At 47.6% G+C, this 16,034-nt stretch carries 18 protein-coding genes and 1 tRNA gene; 15 read left to right on the forward strand and 4 right to left on the reverse strand.

The features are described 5' to 3' along the window. The first annotated feature begins 1,453 nt into the window (after window positions 1–1,453). On the forward strand, window positions 1,454–2,176 hold the full coding sequence (locus tag DMN77_RS20585; RefSeq protein ID WP_179016180.1) for a Dph6-related ATP pyrophosphatase: 723 nt from the start codon (window positions 1,454–1,456) through the stop codon (window positions 2,174–2,176). 17 nt (window positions 2,177–2,193) lie between these two features. On the opposite strand, the gene DMN77_RS20590 is transcribed toward DMN77_RS20585, so the two are convergent. The 4 genes from DMN77_RS20590 to DMN77_RS20605 form a co-directional block, all read right to left on the reverse strand. Beyond that, a tRNA-Arg gene (locus tag DMN77_RS20590) sits at window positions 2,194–2,265 on the reverse strand. Window positions 2,266–2,281: 16 nt separating this feature from the next. Further along, complete coding sequence (locus DMN77_RS20595) at window positions 2,282–3,487, reverse strand: tyrosine-type recombinase/integrase (protein WP_179016181.1); 1,206 nt, start codon at window positions 3,485–3,487, stop codon at window positions 2,282–2,284. 71 nt (window positions 3,488–3,558) lie between these two features. Continuing rightward, window positions 3,559–3,969: an ImmA/IrrE family metallo-endopeptidase gene (locus DMN77_RS20600; RefSeq protein ID WP_179016182.1), complete on the reverse strand. Its 411-nt coding sequence runs from the start codon at window positions 3,967–3,969 to the stop codon at window positions 3,559–3,561. A 10-nt stretch (window positions 3,970–3,979) separates the two neighbouring features. Continuing rightward, window positions 3,980–4,381 carry a helix-turn-helix domain-containing protein gene (locus tag DMN77_RS20605; protein WP_372776319.1) on the reverse strand — a complete coding sequence of 134 codons (402 nt, stop codon included), beginning with the start codon at window positions 4,379–4,381 and terminating at the stop codon, window positions 3,980–3,982. Between the two features lie 204 nt (window positions 4,382–4,585). On the opposite strand from DMN77_RS20605, the gene DMN77_RS20610 reads away from it, so the two are divergent. The 14 genes from DMN77_RS20610 to DMN77_RS20675 all read left to right on the forward strand — a co-directional run bounded on the left by DMN77_RS20610 (window position 4,586) and on the right by DMN77_RS20675 (window position 16,013). Next, window positions 4,586–4,783: a helix-turn-helix domain-containing protein gene (locus DMN77_RS20610; protein ID WP_179016183.1), complete on the forward strand. Its 198-nt coding sequence runs from the start codon at window positions 4,586–4,588 to the stop codon at window positions 4,781–4,783. A gap of 46 nt (window positions 4,784–4,829) precedes the next feature. Beyond that, complete coding sequence (locus DMN77_RS20615) at window positions 4,830–5,138, forward strand: helix-turn-helix domain-containing protein (RefSeq protein WP_179016184.1); 309 nt, start codon at window positions 4,830–4,832, stop codon at window positions 5,136–5,138. Window positions 5,139–5,318: 180 nt separating this feature from the next. Further along, a complete protein-coding gene (locus tag DMN77_RS20620) occupies window positions 5,319–5,528 on the forward strand; it encodes a hypothetical protein (RefSeq protein ID WP_179016185.1) in 210 nt (69 codons plus the stop codon). Continuing rightward, entirely contained in the window at window positions 5,515–5,694 is a 180-nt protein-coding gene (locus tag DMN77_RS20625; protein WP_179016186.1) for a hypothetical protein, read from the forward strand. Before DMN77_RS20620 ends, DMN77_RS20625 begins: the two co-directional genes overlap by 14 nt. Then, a complete protein-coding gene (locus tag DMN77_RS20630; RefSeq protein ID WP_179016187.1) occupies window positions 5,682–5,897 on the forward strand; it encodes a hypothetical protein in 216 nt (71 codons plus the stop codon). Before DMN77_RS20625 ends, DMN77_RS20630 begins: the two co-directional genes overlap by 13 nt. A 362-nt stretch (window positions 5,898–6,259) precedes the next feature. Continuing rightward, window positions 6,260–7,156 (forward strand): hypothetical protein, encoded by an 897-nt coding sequence (locus DMN77_RS20635; RefSeq protein WP_179016188.1) that lies wholly within the window; start codon window positions 6,260–6,262, stop codon window positions 7,154–7,156. A 278-nt stretch (window positions 7,157–7,434) separates the two neighbouring features. Further along, window positions 7,435–7,677: a hypothetical protein gene (locus DMN77_RS20640; RefSeq protein ID WP_179016189.1), complete on the forward strand. Its 243-nt coding sequence runs from the start codon at window positions 7,435–7,437 to the stop codon at window positions 7,675–7,677. Then, the gene (locus DMN77_RS20645; protein ID WP_179016190.1) at window positions 7,674–8,858 is read left to right on the forward strand and encodes a DUF2800 domain-containing protein; all 1,185 of its coding nucleotides are present in this window, start codon (window positions 7,674–7,676) and stop codon (window positions 8,856–8,858) included. Before DMN77_RS20640 ends, DMN77_RS20645 begins: the two co-directional genes overlap by 4 nt. A gap of 28 nt (window positions 8,859–8,886) precedes the next feature. Then, complete coding sequence (locus DMN77_RS20650) at window positions 8,887–9,681, forward strand: DUF2815 family protein (RefSeq protein ID WP_179016191.1); 795 nt, start codon at window positions 8,887–8,889, stop codon at window positions 9,679–9,681. A gap of 57 nt (window positions 9,682–9,738) precedes the next feature. Beyond that, window positions 9,739–11,709, forward strand: a complete 1,971-nt coding sequence (locus DMN77_RS20655) for a DNA polymerase (protein ID WP_179016222.1) — start codon at window positions 9,739–9,741, stop codon at window positions 11,707–11,709. A 5-nt stretch (window positions 11,710–11,714) separates the two neighbouring features. Next, the gene (locus DMN77_RS20660) at window positions 11,715–12,650 is read left to right on the forward strand and encodes an AAA family ATPase (protein WP_179016192.1); all 936 of its coding nucleotides are present in this window, start codon (window positions 11,715–11,717) and stop codon (window positions 12,648–12,650) included. Window positions 12,651–12,793: 143 nt separating this feature from the next. After that, on the forward strand, window positions 12,794–13,315 hold the full coding sequence (locus tag DMN77_RS20665; RefSeq protein ID WP_179016193.1) for a hypothetical protein: 522 nt from the start codon (window positions 12,794–12,796) through the stop codon (window positions 13,313–13,315). An 11-nt stretch (window positions 13,316–13,326) separates the two neighbouring features. After that, window positions 13,327–13,590 (forward strand): hypothetical protein, encoded by a 264-nt coding sequence (locus DMN77_RS20670; protein WP_179016194.1) that lies wholly within the window; start codon window positions 13,327–13,329, stop codon window positions 13,588–13,590. Between the two features lie 26 nt (window positions 13,591–13,616). After that, the gene (locus DMN77_RS20675) at window positions 13,617–16,013 is read left to right on the forward strand and encodes a virulence-associated E family protein (protein WP_179016195.1); all 2,397 of its coding nucleotides are present in this window, start codon (window positions 13,617–13,619) and stop codon (window positions 16,011–16,013) included. Window positions 16,014–16,034 lie beyond the last annotated feature (21 nt).

Below are 16,034 nucleotides of genomic sequence, written 5' to 3' on the forward strand. Positions count from 1 at the left end.
CTGAATAGTACTCAGTAGAAGGCCAGCAGAATTCAATAGTAACTTTGTAGAACACAGTAGTAGTCAGTGGAAGGCAGTGGAACCCAGAAGAACTCAACAGAAGGCCTCTCAGTAGTAATCCAGCAGAGCTCAATAGAGCTCAATAGTGCTCAGCAAAGCTTAGTAGAACCCAGCAATAACTCAGTAGAATCCAATAGGCACTCTGTAGAAACCCAGTAAAACTCAAATAGCACCCCCCTGGACGCCCCCTTTGGAACTCTAACGAAACTACAGAACGTTATTTGCACGAAAACAGCAGCAAATAAAATCTAACGAAACTGTGAATCGTTATTGAAGGGAAAAATAGGCTGTAAGCGACAATTTTGATCGAATAGCGTTACCCAGTTTCGTTACGATTTCCGGCGGCTCTTTTTGAGCGAAATAACGATATCCAGTTTCGTTAGAGGGTCCTAGCAAAAATAAGCACCCCCCTGGACGCCCCCTTTGGAACTCTAACGAAACTACAGAACGTTATTTGCACGTAAACAGCAGCCAAAAAAATCTAACGAAACTGTGAATCGTTATTGAAGGGAAAAATAGGCTGTAAGCGACAATTTTGATCGAATAGCGTTACCCAGTTTCGTTACGATTTCCGGCGGCTCTTTTTGAGCGAAATAACGATATCCAGTTTCGTTAGAGGGTCCTAGCAAAAATAAGCACCCCCCTAGCACCCCCCTGGACGCCCCCTTTGGAACTCTAACGAAACTACAGAACGCTATTTGCACATAAACAGCAGCCAAAAAAATCTAACGAAACTGTGAATCGTTATTGAAGGGAAAAATAGGCTGTAAGCGACAATTTTGACCGAATAGCGTAACCCAGTTTCGTTACGATTTCCGGCGGCTCTTTTTGAGCGAAATAACGATATCCAGTTTCGTTAGAGGGTCCTAGCAAAAATAAGCACCCCCCTAGCACCCCCCTGGACGCCCCCTTTGGAACTCTAACGAAACTACAGAACGCTATTTGCACATAAACAGCAGCCAAAAAAATTTAACGAAACTGTGGATCGTTATTGAAGAAAAAATAGGCTGAAAGCGACAATTTTGGCCGAATAGCGTTACCCAGTTTCGTTACAATTTCCGGTGGCTCTTATTAGCTGGAATAACGATATCCAGTTTCGTTAGAGACTCGCGTGTGAGAATCCAAGTTTTCTGATAACCTGCAAATTTGCAGGCTTTTTTTATTTATAGAATCAAAATCGTTATTCAAGCACCACTGCATTCCAGCGGAACTCCCTAAAGGGGGGGACGATTCCGCTCAACAACCGGATACAGCGAACTCACCATTCGCGCGGCTATAAAACTTGACCATTTATCAAATGAAAACTTGTATAATATGTAGTAGCAGCTAGGTCGGGGTACGTTTGGAGATACACGAGACTTGCGAGTGGATTTAACGTAGGGGAGATGCAAGGATGAGTGAGGCAATCAACTGGAAGCATGGAGCCGTGGGACATAAATTTGTAGCCTCCTATAGCGGCGGCAAGGACAGCACCTTGGCTTTATATAAAGCGATGCAAGCGGGGGAAGCGGTGGGATTGATTATGATGCTGGAGGAGGAAGGTAAACGATCCAGATCTCACGGCATGCCTCCTGAAATAATTCAGGCGCAAGCCGAATCCATCGCTCTGCCGATCTTTACAGCGGCTACAAGCTGGGAAGACTACGAGCATAACTTCATGCGGCTATTGTCGGAAGCTAAGCATCAAGGAGCCGAGGTGTTGGTAACCGGAGATCTGGATGTGCCTGTCGAAGACTGCTGGCATGATCGCGTTACGAGAAATGCGGGATTAGGACTTGGCATGCCGTTATGGGAGATGGATCACCGCGACGCCGTCGAGGAGTTCATCAATCTGGGCTTTGTAACAATGCTGGTTACTGTAAACCTGGAGCTAGGCATGAGTGAAGATGACCTGGGGCGTATTCTGACACAGGAGTATGTGGACGAATTGGTGGCCAGGGGCATTGACCCCTGCGGCGAAGGCGGCGAGTTTCACACCACAGTCATAGACGGCCCGCTCTTCAAGCATCCGCTTCCCATTCGGAAATGTGGGATTTTGAGGGACGGCAAGTATGCCTTTTTGCCATTGGAGCTTGAACAAGGGCCTCAAGATAACAACAAAAAAACCTTGCGATAACAAGGTTTCAATGATAGTGGCGCGCCACGGCGGGATTCGAACCCGCGACGCACAGTTTAGGAAACTGACTTTATAAAAAATACACGTCCGAAAAGCTCTTTATTATCAAGGGTTTGTAACTTGTTCATGATCGGAATTATCATCATTGGGGACAAATTGGGGACGGCCAAATTTTTCAAGCTTCCCAACAGCCTCATCAGATAACCTTTTAGTAACATGCGAATAAATATTAACCGTTGTTCTGTAATCCGCATGACCATGCCTTTCTTGGATAACTTTCAAATTAACGTTGTCTTCAATCAATAACGTTGCTGCTGTATGACGCAAGTCATGTAATCTAATATGTGGTATTTTGTGTTTCCTCGTGAATTTGATCCACCTCTGCGTTGGTGTGTTTTTGTAGAGCGGTATGCCATTATCGCGACAAAAAAGGTAATCGTTATCTTTGTCAATCCACCTATCAAGATGTGCTTCTTTTAATCCATCCCAAACCACTTCGTACTCCCTTAATTCATCCATAACCCAAACGGGCATGTTCACAACGCGTTTTGAAGTTTTTGATTTTGGAACTCCGATTGCTTGCCCTTTTTTCAGGGCCTTACTAATTCTTATTGTACTCTCATCAAAGTTTATGTCTCGCCAACATAATGCAGACAACTCACCAGACCTAAAACCACCGATAATGCTAAGGGTAAAATATATCCGCCATCGAATTGGTTCAGTAATCAAGAGATCAAGTACCATTGAGACTTGATCGGCATCATAATAGAGTTCAGAACTATTACCAGGTGGCGGTTTCTTAACTCCTTTTAGTGGACTTGTTTTTATGACCTTCCATTCGATCGCCTGCCTGAATATGCTTGCCAGAACCGTGTAATGATACCTTTGGAAGTTGTTGGAATAGTTTTTATCCTTAAGGCTCTTCATGTAGTCTAGACAGTGGAGTGTCTTAATCGATTCCATATTCATAGCTCCGAAATAGGGAATAAAGTATGTTTCGATGATTTGTAAATACTCTACTTGAGTATTTTCTGATAGGCCGCTTAAATACATCGTTACGTATTTTTGTTTAACAAAATCGCGAAACGTATACTGTCCTGGTTGAATATAGTTGCCAGTTTCAATCTCTTTTTTAAAGAGCACGAGTTGTTCATCTAGGTAGTCCTTGAGTTTCTTCTTTGTCTTTAATAAGGCTAGGTCATCAATAGTAATTGGCTTGCTTGGTCGGTTGCGTGTACCTTCGGCGTGGTAACCTAAGTCAATCCGTAACCGCCAACTTCGTTCTCCTCTCTTCTCGATACTTCCTTTCAATTCCATCACCCCAAACATATGTTCTATTAATGGGTATATTTAAACAGCCTAACGGCTGGAAAGCGCGAAGGTTATAAATAAAATTTGCTTAATTCAGGCGGAATGTTATTTCTTCTTAAAAACTCTTCAATAGATTCCCCTTGTTCTATGTATTGTCCATCCGTCAACAGTTTTAGCGAAAATTGATTAGCTTGTCGCTCCAATTTACCTGCCGAAAAAAAAGAATGCTCGTCCAGAAAGAAGCGACTAACTCCTGGGTGAAGTCTATCATGTCCTAACTCGTGGGCGCATACAAATAGTTTCCAAAAATCGTCGAGATCTTCATGAATAGCAATGTATCTTCGCCTTAATTTACGGTAATAAAGGCCTCTAGTATTTTCACCGAGATCGCAAAAGCAAACATCGATATTTAGTCGGTCGCAAATCTCGAAAGGGTCATTTGTTTTGAATTTACGAATAAGCTGCTCAATCACATCGTCCATGCTTGTCTCCCTATTCGTCAATATTCTTTTTACGTCCATAGGTTTTTTTATTGCGTTCCTTGGCATCCCAAAACATAGCCTCGATGACGCGTTTTATTTTTTCCTTGTCTTCATCGTTTATCGGAACGCCATCAAACATTACTGGTTCATCCTCTTCGAGCATTTTCTTAAAATCTCGTTTATCTTTGGCCGTCGCCCACTCAGGCACGGTCTTTTCATCATCGGTGAAATAATCTACCTGTTTTCCGAAATAATCAGCTATTAGTTTTAAAGAATCAATTTGTGGATGTTTCGTTGCGCCATTAAGAATTTTAGTGAGCCCAGTATAAGAAACTCCAGTGTCTTTTGCTAGTCTGTAAGCAGTTACCCCTTTTTCGTCCATCAATCTTTGTACTTTTTCTGCTATATCCACTAGCGAAATCCTCCAATCATTTTTATAACCTAAAAGAGTTATAACCCAATAAAGAAATACTAACTCTAAATAGGGAGATATGTCAAGCGTAAACGAGAAAGTAGAAGAAAACACTCGATTATATAACTATTTAGAGTTATATTTGGATTTGAATATAACTCTAAATAGTTATACTATTATTCCCAGAAGGAGGCGAAATAAAACATGGGGATGGCAATCAAAGGTAATATCCAAAAGTTAATTGATGCTAAAGGTTGGACCATCTACCGACTGAGCAAAGAAAGTGGCGTTTCACTAACCGTTTTGTACAGTCTGGAAAAGAAAGAGCTTGGTCCAACTGCCGACACATTGGTAAAACTGGCCGATGCATTAGATGTAACTATAGACAAGTTAGTCCGGTAACTAGCTGTTTTCTAAGAATATTAAATGAAAGGGAGAGTGAGTGTCCATGACAGCCCTTGAAAAAGCCATTGCTGACATTGTAGCCCTACACGTGGCTGAGGCTGAGAAGCGAATTATGGAACGTATGTCAACGGCTTCTGACCGGACGCTTACATTTACAGAAGCACTGGATTATCTGCGCATGTCGGAGTATACGCTAAGGCACTTGTGTAAAGCAAAGCGAATTCCGCATCGCACCGTCGGTGCAGAAGGAAGTAAGAGCCCGCGCTACTTGTTTAGCACTGTCAGCCTTGATAAGTGGAAGCGAGAAGAAGAAGCGAGAAACTACCTGCCCGAGGAGGTGTCATCCCAATGAGCAAAGTTCTTGATTTGCAGTCGGACGAAGTCATAGAAATCTGTGCTAATTCGGAATGCAATTCAGAAATCTACTTCGGCCAGCCTGTGTTTAAGATTGGTCATGATCTAGTATGTAGCGGTAAATGTCTAATGAAACAACTAGGGGCAAAGACAGTTATAGCAGGGAAGGAGGATACAGATGGCGGCAGAGTTCGCGATCTATAAGGGTGAGGAAATGCTGGCTATAGGTACGGCAAAAGAATGTGCTGAAAAGCTAGGAGTTTCTAAAGAGTATATTTACTGGCTTACAATGCCGACCGCGAAAAGAAGGCTCGACAAAAGGAAGCATCCAGAAAGATGCACAGTTGGGGTTCGATTAGATAAGGAGGATGAAGATGAAGGTATCTGAACTGATTTTAGAATTACAGGATTTTATGGCTGCTTATGGTGATCGAGAAGTTTTATTTGCTGAGTATGGTTCTTATGACGGTACTAATCTAAATGGCCACAACATTAATGACATCACACCTGAAGAGGACACTGGAAAGCCGGTAATTGTTCTATGGGACAAATAATCATCCGTTCAGGCAGCAGTTACACCTTCTGTTACTGCGGATCGGCCCCAGTCACCTGGATAGTTGACGTTATCAACGCTGAGTCAGACCAGATATACCTGCATCAAGTCGGTAACGGCAAGACGCTTCAGATGAGCTTGGAACACTTTCGGGAGCTCTATGATCAGCACGGAGTGAGGGAGGTTCCTAATGGCGATTCCTGATGAACTCTTAAATTACTTAGCCGATCGGTATGATCGAGCCTGCATCGATTCGACTCGATTACCATTTTTGACCTGGGCATTAATCCAAGTTGAGAGAATGGGTTGGGTGATCGAGTAATCTAGTTAGCCTTGAAGGGAGGTGAGGGACTTGAATCGTAAGCAACGTTTGAGAGTTTGCTGTAATCTGCTGCAGTTAGCCAGCACAGCACAGTCGGAGCAACTGCGGAAATGTTTTGGGGATCAGTATTCAAATACAAAATCGCGCTTAAATGAAAAACAGCCTGTCACGGCTCCTACCCCGTAATAAGCTGCACAAGTAACACATCTTAGCGCCAGTTTAGCACTGGCAGAAAGGATTTGCAATGAAAATCTGTTATCGGGAAATCAATTTCCGGCCTGATAGCCTTCGCTTAATTGAACAGGTCAACGGCATTATTTCTGAATATCAGCAAATGGGTTATTCTCTTACATTACGTCAGGTTTACTATCAGCTTGTTGCTCGGGATGTTATTCCAAATAGTGAACGGAGCTATAAGAATCTTGGGAACTTGATCTCTGATGGTCGTATGGCTGGGATGATTGACTGGTCAGCTATTGAGGATCGCACCCGTAACCTTAGGAAGAACAGTCATTGGGATTCCCCGGGAGATATCATCCATTCTGCAGCTTATAGCTATGCGATTGATAAATGGGCCGATCAAGACAACTATGTTGAGGTTTGGGTAGAGAAAGACGCCTTAGTCGGTATTGTCGGCCAGGTATGTGATGAATTGGATGTACCTTACTTCTCATGCCGAGGCTATGTCAGTCAGTCTGAAATGTGGTCAGCAGCAGAGCGGTTGCAAGACTTTGCGGGGTATAAGGATATTCACATTATTCATCTTGGCGACCATGACCCGAGTGGCAAGGACATGAGCCGTGACATCGTAGATCGTTTAGAGTTGTTCGGGACAACCATTAATTTTCAACGTATCGCGCTGAATTATGACCAAATTGAAGAATTTAGCCCGCCACCGAATCCAACAAAGCTATCTGATAGTCGAGCATCAGGATACATTGCCGAATACGGATATGAGTGCTGGGAATTGGATGCCTTACGGCCAGATGTAATTGATTCACTTATTCGAGAAGCAGTAACCGATCTCTGTGACTTGGAGCTGATGGAAGAGGCTCGGATCCGAGAAGGTGAGTCTAGGAGTACGTTGAAAACTGTAGCCCGTAACTGGTCGACAATCGAATCTGAGTACCGAGAAGGTTAATCCATATTTTTCTTCTTCAGTGCAAACAGCAATAATTCATTTTCATATATTAGGAGGACTTATACATGCCAGTACAAATTACGATTAACGGCGAAAACGCCAATCAAGCAATCGAGGAGTTCGCAACTCTGTCCGCTGCGTTTGCTGGACAAGCTCCGGTAACAGCTACAGTTGAACCACCACAGCAACCTCAAGCGCAACAGTATGCTCCACCAGCTCCACCATCATACCCACAGCAACCTGCACAACAGCCGCAACAAGGCTATGGAGCGCCATCTGTGCCTGTAGCACCTACGCCACCAGCACCACCAGCACAACAGACCGGAACGGTTCCGACCAGCGCACCTACTTACGACCTGACCCAGCTAGGGGTCGCCGCGCAGCCGATCATGGATGCTGGACGTCAGAACGAGATTATCGCTTGGCTAAATCAACATGGTGTTCAAACCTTGATGCAGCTTAGTCCTAGCCTTTATGGTGAGTTCGCCACCTTCTTACGTAGCCTGGGGGCGAGGATATGACCCAGATTGCACATGCCGAACGGGATCACGCCCTGCTATCAGCTAGCGGGGCACACCGTTGGCTGCATTGTACGCCTAGCGCCCGGCTTGAAGATACGCTGCCGGACACAGAGAGCGAAGCAGCCAAGCGCGGAACGCTAGCCCATGAAATCGCAGAACTGAAGCTTCAGAGGATTTTCTCAGGGCTGCCAACTAGGAAGTTTAATGCTGAGCTCAAGAAGTTTAAGGCCCATGAGCTGTACGAACCGGTCATTGACGATCATACGAATGCTTATGTTGAGTTCATTCAATCGATTGTACACACATTCCCGACGCCTCCATTTGTGGCGATTGAACGGAAAGTTGATCTGACAGATTACGTTCCGGAGAGCTTTGGGACATCTGACTGCATCATCATAGGTGCTGGAAAGCTCTATGTCATCGATTATAAAAATGGTCAAGGCGTACCTGTGCCGGCAGAGAACAACCCGCAGATGAAGCTGTACGCGCTTGGAGCTTTCAAGGCTTTTTCTCTGCTTTTCCCGATCGAGGAGGTTCACCTGGCAATCGTTCAGCCGAAAGTATGGGATCAGCCTTCGGAATGGTCAATCTCGGTAACTGACCTGCTGGCCTGGGGTGAATCGATCAAGCCGATCGCACAGGCAGCCTATAAAGGCGAAGGGGAGTATGTAATCGGAGAGCATTGCGGCTTCTGCCGGGCAAAGGCTACTTGCCGAGCCCGTACAGAGCATATGCTGAAAGCCGGAAGCAAGGCCCCGCTTAAGCCGCCTCTTATTGGCTGGGATGAAGTGGGCGAAGTTCTTCGGCAGGCGGAGGGGGTTGACAAGTGGTACAAAGCTTTGAAGGAGGCAGCTCTTTCAGAAGTGCTCAAAGGCGGACAAGTTCCTGGTTGGAAAGCCGTTGAGGGTAGAGGTGGTAGGGATTACGCCGATATAGACACTGCTTTCACCCACTTAAAGGAAAAGGGCATCGAGGAAGCGGTGTTGTATGAGCGAAAGCCGCTGACACCGCCACAGCTCGAAGAGGCCCTTACAAAAAAGGTTTATAAAGAACTGCTAGAAGAACCGGGGCATGTTATCAGGCGGTCTGGAACGCCGACACTCGCACCTGAGGGTGACAAACGCCCCGCGATCTCCAACCAAGTTAAGCCGGAAGACGCATTTAGCGCTCCTATTGAATAAATTCAAACGAGAAAAGGGGAAACGACAAATGACTAATGAATCGACTAACGTAACGACTGGACAAGTAAGACTGAGTTTTGTACATCTTTTTCAACCGCACGCTAATCAACCAGGGCAAGAGCCTAAATACAGCACCACAATTCTGATTCCCAAAACGGATGTTGCCACGATGCAGCGGATTAATGCAGCTATTGAAGCAGCAGCTCAAAAAGGGGTCGCTGGGATCTGGAACGGTGCCCGTCCTCCGCAACTTAAAACGCCGATTTGGGATGGTGATGGCGTTCGTCAGAACGGAGAACCGTTTGGCCCTGAGTGTAAGGGTCACTGGGTTTTGACAGCAAGCAGCAAACAGCAACAGTCAGTCGTTGATGTGAATCTTAATCCAATCATCAATCAAACTGAAGTCTACAGTGGCGCGTACGCCCGCGTGAATATTAACTTCTTCCCCTTCTCGAATAGCGGGAATCGAGGCATCGGTGCTGGACTCGGTCCAGTTCAGAAGTTATCTGAAGGTGAACCACTTGGCGGCCGTGTCAGCGCAGAACAAGCTTTCGGCGGTAACGGTGGCGGTGTAGGATTTACGCCTGCGCCAGCTCCACAGGGATGGGAGCAAGCAGCTCCACCACAGCAACAATATGGCCAGCAGCCACCTGCAGCTCCGCCAGCGTATCCTGGGCAGCTGGCTCCACAGCAGTACGGGCAACAGGGTTATGGTCAGGCACCGCAGCAAGGCTATCAGCCCCCAGCACAATCACAACAGCCACAACAACAGATGGACCCGATCACGGGTAAACCTCTTAACGGTGGAGTTTGGGGCATCTAAGTAGCGACAAAGGGGTTCTTCTATAGAGCCCCTTTCTTATTTCCAAGGAGGGCTATGATGTGGCATTTATCAATAGATATTGAGACTTATTCAAGCGTGGATATCAAGAAAGCGGGTCTATATAAATACGTTCAAAGTCCGGACTTTGAAATCCTGTTATTCGCTTATTCGTGGGATGGCGGCCCTGTGGAGATCGTGGATCTTAAACAAGGCGAGTCGTTACCGATGGAGGTTATACACGCCCTGTACGATCCTAATGTTATCAAGCACGCATACAATGCCGCCTTTGAATGGTACTGCATAAACAGCGTGATGGAATCGCCAATCGAGCAATGGCGTTGTACGCAGATTCACGGCCTATACTGCGGCTATCCCGCAGGCCTAGGCAAAGTGGGTGAAGCGATTGGGCTCCCTCAGGATAAAAAGAAGATGGGTGTCGGAACCTCATTAATCAGAACATTCTGTGTACCTATCAAGAAGCCCGCAAAGTCAAACGGATATCGCACCAGGACATTACCGCACCATGAACCTGAGAAGTGGGAGCTCTTCAAACAATATTGCATCAATGACGTAGTTGCCGAAAAGGAGATCCTTCGCCGTTTGTCTGTTTTCCCGGTTCCTGAACAGGAATGGCAGTTATGGCAGCTCGACCAACGAATCAATGCCCGTGGCATTGCCTGCGATCTTGAACTAGTTGTTGGTGCCTTGGCCGTAGATCAACAGGTTACTCGTGAGCTGATGGCCGAAGCCGTGCAGCTTTCCGGACTAGATAACCCGAAATCAGTTCAGCAGCTCAAGAAGTGGTTGTCCGAGGAGATCGGCGAGGAAGTCGATAATCTCCGCAAGGATACAGTTTCCGAATTAATTGAGGGCGTAGAAGAAGGCCGGGCAAAGCGGGTGCTGGAGATCCGGCAAGAGCTTAGTAAAACATCTGTTAAGAAGTATCAGTCCATGCAGACCGTTGCTTGTGGCGATGCTAGAGTTCGCGGCTTGCTTCAATTCTACGGGGCCAACCGAACCGGTCGCTGGGCTGGCAGATTGGTGCAAGTACACAACCTGACCAAGAACAAAATGGATCTTAAGCTACTGAAATATGCGCGGCAGCTTGTCCGGGAACAACGAATAGACATGCTCAAGCTGATTTTCGGTAATGTGCCTGATACCCTATCGCAGCTGATCCGGACGGCCTTCGTAGCTTCTCCGGGTAAGGTCTTGAACGTTGCAGACTTCAATGCGATTGAGGCCCGGGTAATTGCCTGGCTAGCCGGAGAGCAGTGGCGGCTTGATGTATTTGCTTCTCACGGGAAAATTTATGAAGCATCAGCTTCTCAGATGTTCGGTGTGCCTATCGAATCTATCGGCAAGGACAGTGACCTGCGGCAAAAGGGTAAAGTATCAGAACTTGCCCTAGGTTATCAGGGAGCTGCTGGCGCGCTGATCAGCATGGGCGCTTTGGACATGGGGCTGACTGAGGGAGAGCTTCCGGAGATTGTAACTCGCTGGCGCAACGCGAACCGACGAATTGTTGATCTGTGGTATAGCTTCGAGCGGGCAGCCATTGAGGTCATGGAATCAGGGCAGCCGGTCGGCGTAAAAGGCATCATCTTTGCTAGGGAAAGTCACTACGATAACAGGCTGGACTTCTTCACGGCCCAGCTTCCAAGCGGTCGCAAGCTCTATTATGTAGAGCCAACGCTGGCACAAAACGACTTCGGCAAGCAGGCCCTTCACTACATGGGGCCTGACCAAAAGACAGGCAAATGGACGAAGATCTCCACCTATGGAGGCAAGCTTGTAGAGAACGTGGTACAAGCGATAGCCCGGGACTGTCTGGCCGTTTCATTAATAAAAGCAGAACAGGCCGGATTCGAAACCGTGCTGCATGTCCATGACGAAATAGGGATCGAGTCTGAACGGCCCGAGGATCTGGAGAAAGTATTGGAGTTGATGGCTCAGCCAATAGACTGGGCGCCAGGATTACCGCTTAAGGCGGCTGGATTTACAACTGAATTTTATATGAAGGATTGATATCGATGGACGTAGTTATAAATGAAAAAGCGCGAGAGGCGTTGAATCGGCTGGCCGCTATGCCTGGCATGGCTCAGGTCAAAGATCAGATCGAACAAATGGTTCAGTTCCGTCGAATCGCTGAGCTTCGCAAACAAAATCGTTTGAAGACCAGACCGCAGACTAATCACATGGTTTTCACAGGGAACCCCGGAACGGGTAAGACTACAGCAGCGCGTTTGATTGGAGAAGCTTTCGCCGAGTTAGGTCTATTAAAACGTCAGGGGGAGCGGTTGCCTTTCGTAGAAATCAGCAACTCTAATATCGCACATCCACACGTTGGGGAATCTGAGCAGATTATAGGTAAAAAATTTAAAGAGGCGAGAGGCGGCGTTCTGTTCATTGATGAAGCTTACTCCCTCATTGGGCACGGAGCTCACAAGTCAGATATGAAGGTTGTTGCTGCAATAGTTCAATATATTGAAGATCTACGCGACGAGGTTATGGTCATTGCGGCAGGCTACCCCAAAAATATGGCGGAGTTTCTTTCGTTCAATCCTGGACTTGCTTCCCGGTTCCCAACTACAGTCCATTTTCCTGATTATAACGTACCGGATCTTGTCCGAATTGCGCAGCAGATGATACTAGATCAGGAATATCAAGCCGCTCCGGATTACTTGGACGCGCTGGCTAGTGTTATGTGGATCGAGAAAAGTAAGCCTAGTTTTGGGAACGCGCGATCGGTACGAAACCATGTCGAACGTTCCATACGGAAACAATCGATACGTGTTTCGCAATTACAGCAGCCTTCTCGTAAAGACCTTGCGACTTTGATCGCCGCAGATCTTGTGTATTCTCCTAATGATTTGCAAGCAACGGAACGGGAAGCTTTGAATCAAATCATCTTAGAAGCACAAGCGCGGCTGCTTCAGCTAGATTTGCTTTCTATATTAAAAGCTTGATCGGAGGTAGCTCTAATGTTTCCTGAAAGTACTGATCTTTATGACACGGAGATACCTTGGGACATTATCACGGATGATAGCGGTCAGGTGATTGGAGAAGTCTATTTCCTTTTGCCTGATTCGCAAAGGAGGGGGCTGGGCGCATGGGACACTGGTTTTACATTACACCGGAGGAATACGCAGAAGCTGCGAAACACGGCATTCAGCCAAGGACGCTCGACCGCCGCGTACGGGAACAGGGCTGGAATAAAGAGCAGGCGATGACCACACCGCCAAGAAAGCAGAAGCCCCGGGGTTACTATGAACCCTGGGCAGCCGTGGCCGAGAAAAATGGCGTGAAGTACGGCGCTTTTATGTCCCGAATACGTAGTGGTATGAGCCCTGAAACTGCGGCAACGAAACCGTTACAGACTATAGAGGAGCTCCGCCAGAGTGCTCTGGATGCGGCAGAACATACCAGAGTCTATCCAGAATCGTACCTTCGAATGGCAGAGGAGAACGGGATTCCATATGCTACGTTTCAATACCGTGTGAAGTACTGCAAATGGGACTATGAACGTGCCGCAACAGAACCGCTATGGAGCCGTCAACAGATGGGGCAATTAGGGGCACAGCGATTAAGAGAGCGTGAGGGAGACTGGGCCGCGCAGATATTTGGAAAGTGAGGTAACTAGATATGGATATTAGATTTTGTTTTCGTTTGACTGCTGAAGCAGGGATGGCCCGCGATACTCAGACGGGTGAGCCTGTGGAGTGTTTTACTCAAGTGCGATTAGGTGGTGCGAAAAATGCCCCAGCCGATTATGACGCAATGCATGAATCTCTTAGAGGTTCAGTGGCTGCTCAAATAGGCGTTAATCCAGAATTTGTTATTCCTATTAGCCAAACGGAATATGACGAAAATGTTGATTCAGATGAGGATAGTATTTCTGAGGAATAATCTATTAAACGCAGGAGGCAGGCGTCATGCAATACGATAGACAACTAACAATCTCATCCGCCGGCAGCCGGAACAGCACAAACTGGCAGCCACAAGTGATCTACTGGTCTGAGCTGGTGGAGCGCCTGCGGACAGCTACCAGAGGCACAGAGACGCTGGCTGAGTATTTACGGCTGCCAAAGACTCAGCAAGACGATCTGAAGGACGTCGGGGGCTTCGTTGCAGGAGCCCTCTCCGGTGGCCGCCGCAAGGCTGGAGCTGTGACCGGGCGTGATGTAATCACGCTAGACTTGGACAACATTCCTGCAGGAGCTACGGCAGACGTTCTACGTCGCCTTGATGGCCTGGGCTGCTCTTATGCTGTTTACTCTACCCGGAAACATGAGGAAGCGAAGCCGCGGCTTCGGGTTCTGGCTCCGCTGAATCGAACGGTTACTGCAGATGAATATGAGCCGTTAGCGCGTAAGCTGGCGGCCATCATCGGGATAGAACTGTGTGACCCGACCACGTTTCAGGTGACACGGCTGATGTACTGGCCGAGCTGTAGCGCAGATAGTCAGTACGTATTCACTTACGGGGATAAGCCTTTCTTATCTGCAGATGGATTACTTGCTACGTATGCGGACTGGCGCAATTGGCAGGAGTGGCCGCAGGTACCAGGAACACAACAGGCACATGTACGGATGGCCGCAAAGCAAGGGGACCCAACAACAAAGCCTGGCATCGTCGGGGCGTTCTGCCGAATTTACAATGTGGCGGCAGCCATTGAGACGTTTTTGCCTGGGATCTATACAACCGTAGACGATGGCAGTGGCCGCTTAACCTTCATCGGCGGATCCACTACAGGTGGCGCGATCATTTATGATGACGGCCAATTCCTTTATTCGCATCATGCTACTGACCCGTGCAGCGGCCGCCTGGTCAACGCCTTTGATCTGGTCCGTCTGCATAAGTTTGGCGATCAGGACGACGATGCGAAGCCAGGAACGCCTACGAACAAGCTCCCGAGCTATACGGCCATGACTTCCTTTGCAATGCAGCAGGAGGCGGTAGCGGGGCTGCTGATGCAGGAACGTTACGAGAGAGCCGTGGAGAGCTTTAGCGATACTGCAGTAGTTGCTCCAGACAACATGGACTGGATGCAGAAGCTTGAGATAAATAGCAATGGGATATACCTAAAGACAGTCGATAATGTCCTAATCGTACTCGAATACGATCCGGTTCTGAAAGGTAAGATCGCCTTTGATGAATTCGCCAATCGAGGGCTTGTGCTTGGTTCGCTTCCTTGGGATCCGCGAGAGGATCGGAGGCCTTGGGCGTCTTCCGATGATGCTGGAATCTATCACTATATTGAAAAAGTATACGGCATTGCCGTAGAAGCTAAGATCAATAACGCCCTTACGCTTGTATCACATAAGCATAGATTCAATGATGTTCAGCGGTATCTGGAGAGTCTGCAGTGGGACGGGATCCCGCGATTGGATACTTTGTTAACCGATTATCTAGGCGCGGAGGACAGCGTTTATACTCGGGCAGTGTCTCGTAAATCGTTCACAGCTGCTGTAGCCCGCGCTATGGTGCCAGGTTTCAAATACGATTACATGCCGATCCTTGCAGGCCCCCAGGGGCTCGGGAAGAGTACCTTCCTTCGATTAATGGGCAAGAACTGGTATTCGGACAGCCTGACCACCTTCGAAGGTAAGGATGCCATGGAACTGATTCAGGGCATCTGGATTAACGAGGTGGGTGAGCTGACGGGTATGTCCAAATCTGAGAGTAACGCCGTTAAGCAATTCCTCAGCCGCACGGAGGATATCTACCGGGAGGCTTATGGGAAACGTACTATGCCATATCCTAGACGCTGCGTATTCTTTGGTACCACTAATGACACCGAGTTTCTACGGGATCGAACGGGGAACCGCCGCTTTTGGCCTGTGGACGTTGGAATTGTACAGCCAACGAAGAGTGTCTTCCGGGATCTAGCGGGTGAGGTTGATCAGATTTATGCTGAAGCCTTTGTACGTTGGCAACTGGGTGAGCAGTTGTATTTAACCGGAGAGGCCGAAGTACTCAGCAAGCAGCAGCAGGATGAACATAGGGAGAGCAGCGTTAAAGAGGGAATCATTCGGGCTTTTGTTGATCGGCTAGTACCTGAAGATTGGCTGAAGCGCGATGTACCAACAAGGCTGATGTACTGGGGTGGAGAGTTCGGTAAACCCCATGAAGGCGCCGCAGGGCCCCGGGACCGGATATGTGCCGCTGAGATTTGGTGCGAATGCTTCAAATCGGATATTAAGTTTATGAAGCAAACAGACACCAGAGAAATTAATGGGATTCTAGCTAGTATACCCGGGTGGGAAGAATATCGAGGTAGGTTTGGTCCTTATGAAGCCCAACGGGGATTTAAGCGAAAATCCAGTTGACGACGTTGACAGACCCGGGTG

The sequence above is a fragment of the Paenibacillus sp. 79R4 genome (assembly GCF_013393165.1).
In the GTDB taxonomy this organism is placed as follows: domain Bacteria; phylum Bacillota; class Bacilli; order Paenibacillales; family Paenibacillaceae; genus Fontibacillus.

Excerpts from the sequence above, each read along its gene's own strand:
- DMN77_RS20585 (WP_179016180.1), top strand. The coding sequence starts at position 1,454 with ATGAGTGAGGCAATCAACTGGAAGCATGGAGCCGTGGGACATAAATTT.
- DMN77_RS20600 (WP_179016182.1), bottom strand. The coding sequence starts at position 3,969 with ATGGACGATGTGATTGAGCAGCTTATTCGTAAATTCAAAACAAATGAC.
- DMN77_RS20610 (WP_179016183.1), top strand. The coding sequence starts at position 4,586 with ATGGGGATGGCAATCAAAGGTAATATCCAAAAGTTAATTGATGCTAAA.
- DMN77_RS20615 (WP_179016184.1), top strand. The coding sequence starts at position 4,830 with ATGACAGCCCTTGAAAAAGCCATTGCTGACATTGTAGCCCTACACGTG.
- DMN77_RS20620 (WP_179016185.1), top strand. The coding sequence starts at position 5,319 with ATGGCGGCAGAGTTCGCGATCTATAAGGGTGAGGAAATGCTGGCTATA.
- DMN77_RS20625 (WP_179016186.1), top strand. The coding sequence starts at position 5,515 with ATGAAGGTATCTGAACTGATTTTAGAATTACAGGATTTTATGGCTGCT.
- DMN77_RS20630 (WP_179016187.1), top strand. The coding sequence starts at position 5,682 with ATGGGACAAATAATCATCCGTTCAGGCAGCAGTTACACCTTCTGTTAC.
- DMN77_RS20635 (WP_179016188.1), top strand. The coding sequence starts at position 6,260 with ATGAAAATCTGTTATCGGGAAATCAATTTCCGGCCTGATAGCCTTCGC.
- DMN77_RS20645 (WP_179016190.1), top strand. The coding sequence starts at position 7,674 with ATGACCCAGATTGCACATGCCGAACGGGATCACGCCCTGCTATCAGCT.
- DMN77_RS20650 (WP_179016191.1), top strand. The coding sequence starts at position 8,887 with ATGACTAATGAATCGACTAACGTAACGACTGGACAAGTAAGACTGAGT.
- DMN77_RS20655 (WP_179016222.1), top strand. The coding sequence starts at position 9,739 with ATGTGGCATTTATCAATAGATATTGAGACTTATTCAAGCGTGGATATC.
- DMN77_RS20660 (WP_179016192.1), top strand. The coding sequence starts at position 11,715 with ATGGACGTAGTTATAAATGAAAAAGCGCGAGAGGCGTTGAATCGGCTG.
- DMN77_RS20665 (WP_179016193.1), top strand. The coding sequence starts at position 12,794 with ATGGGACACTGGTTTTACATTACACCGGAGGAATACGCAGAAGCTGCG.
- DMN77_RS20670 (WP_179016194.1), top strand. The coding sequence starts at position 13,327 with ATGGATATTAGATTTTGTTTTCGTTTGACTGCTGAAGCAGGGATGGCC.
- DMN77_RS20675 (WP_179016195.1), top strand. The coding sequence starts at position 13,617 with ATGCAATACGATAGACAACTAACAATCTCATCCGCCGGCAGCCGGAAC.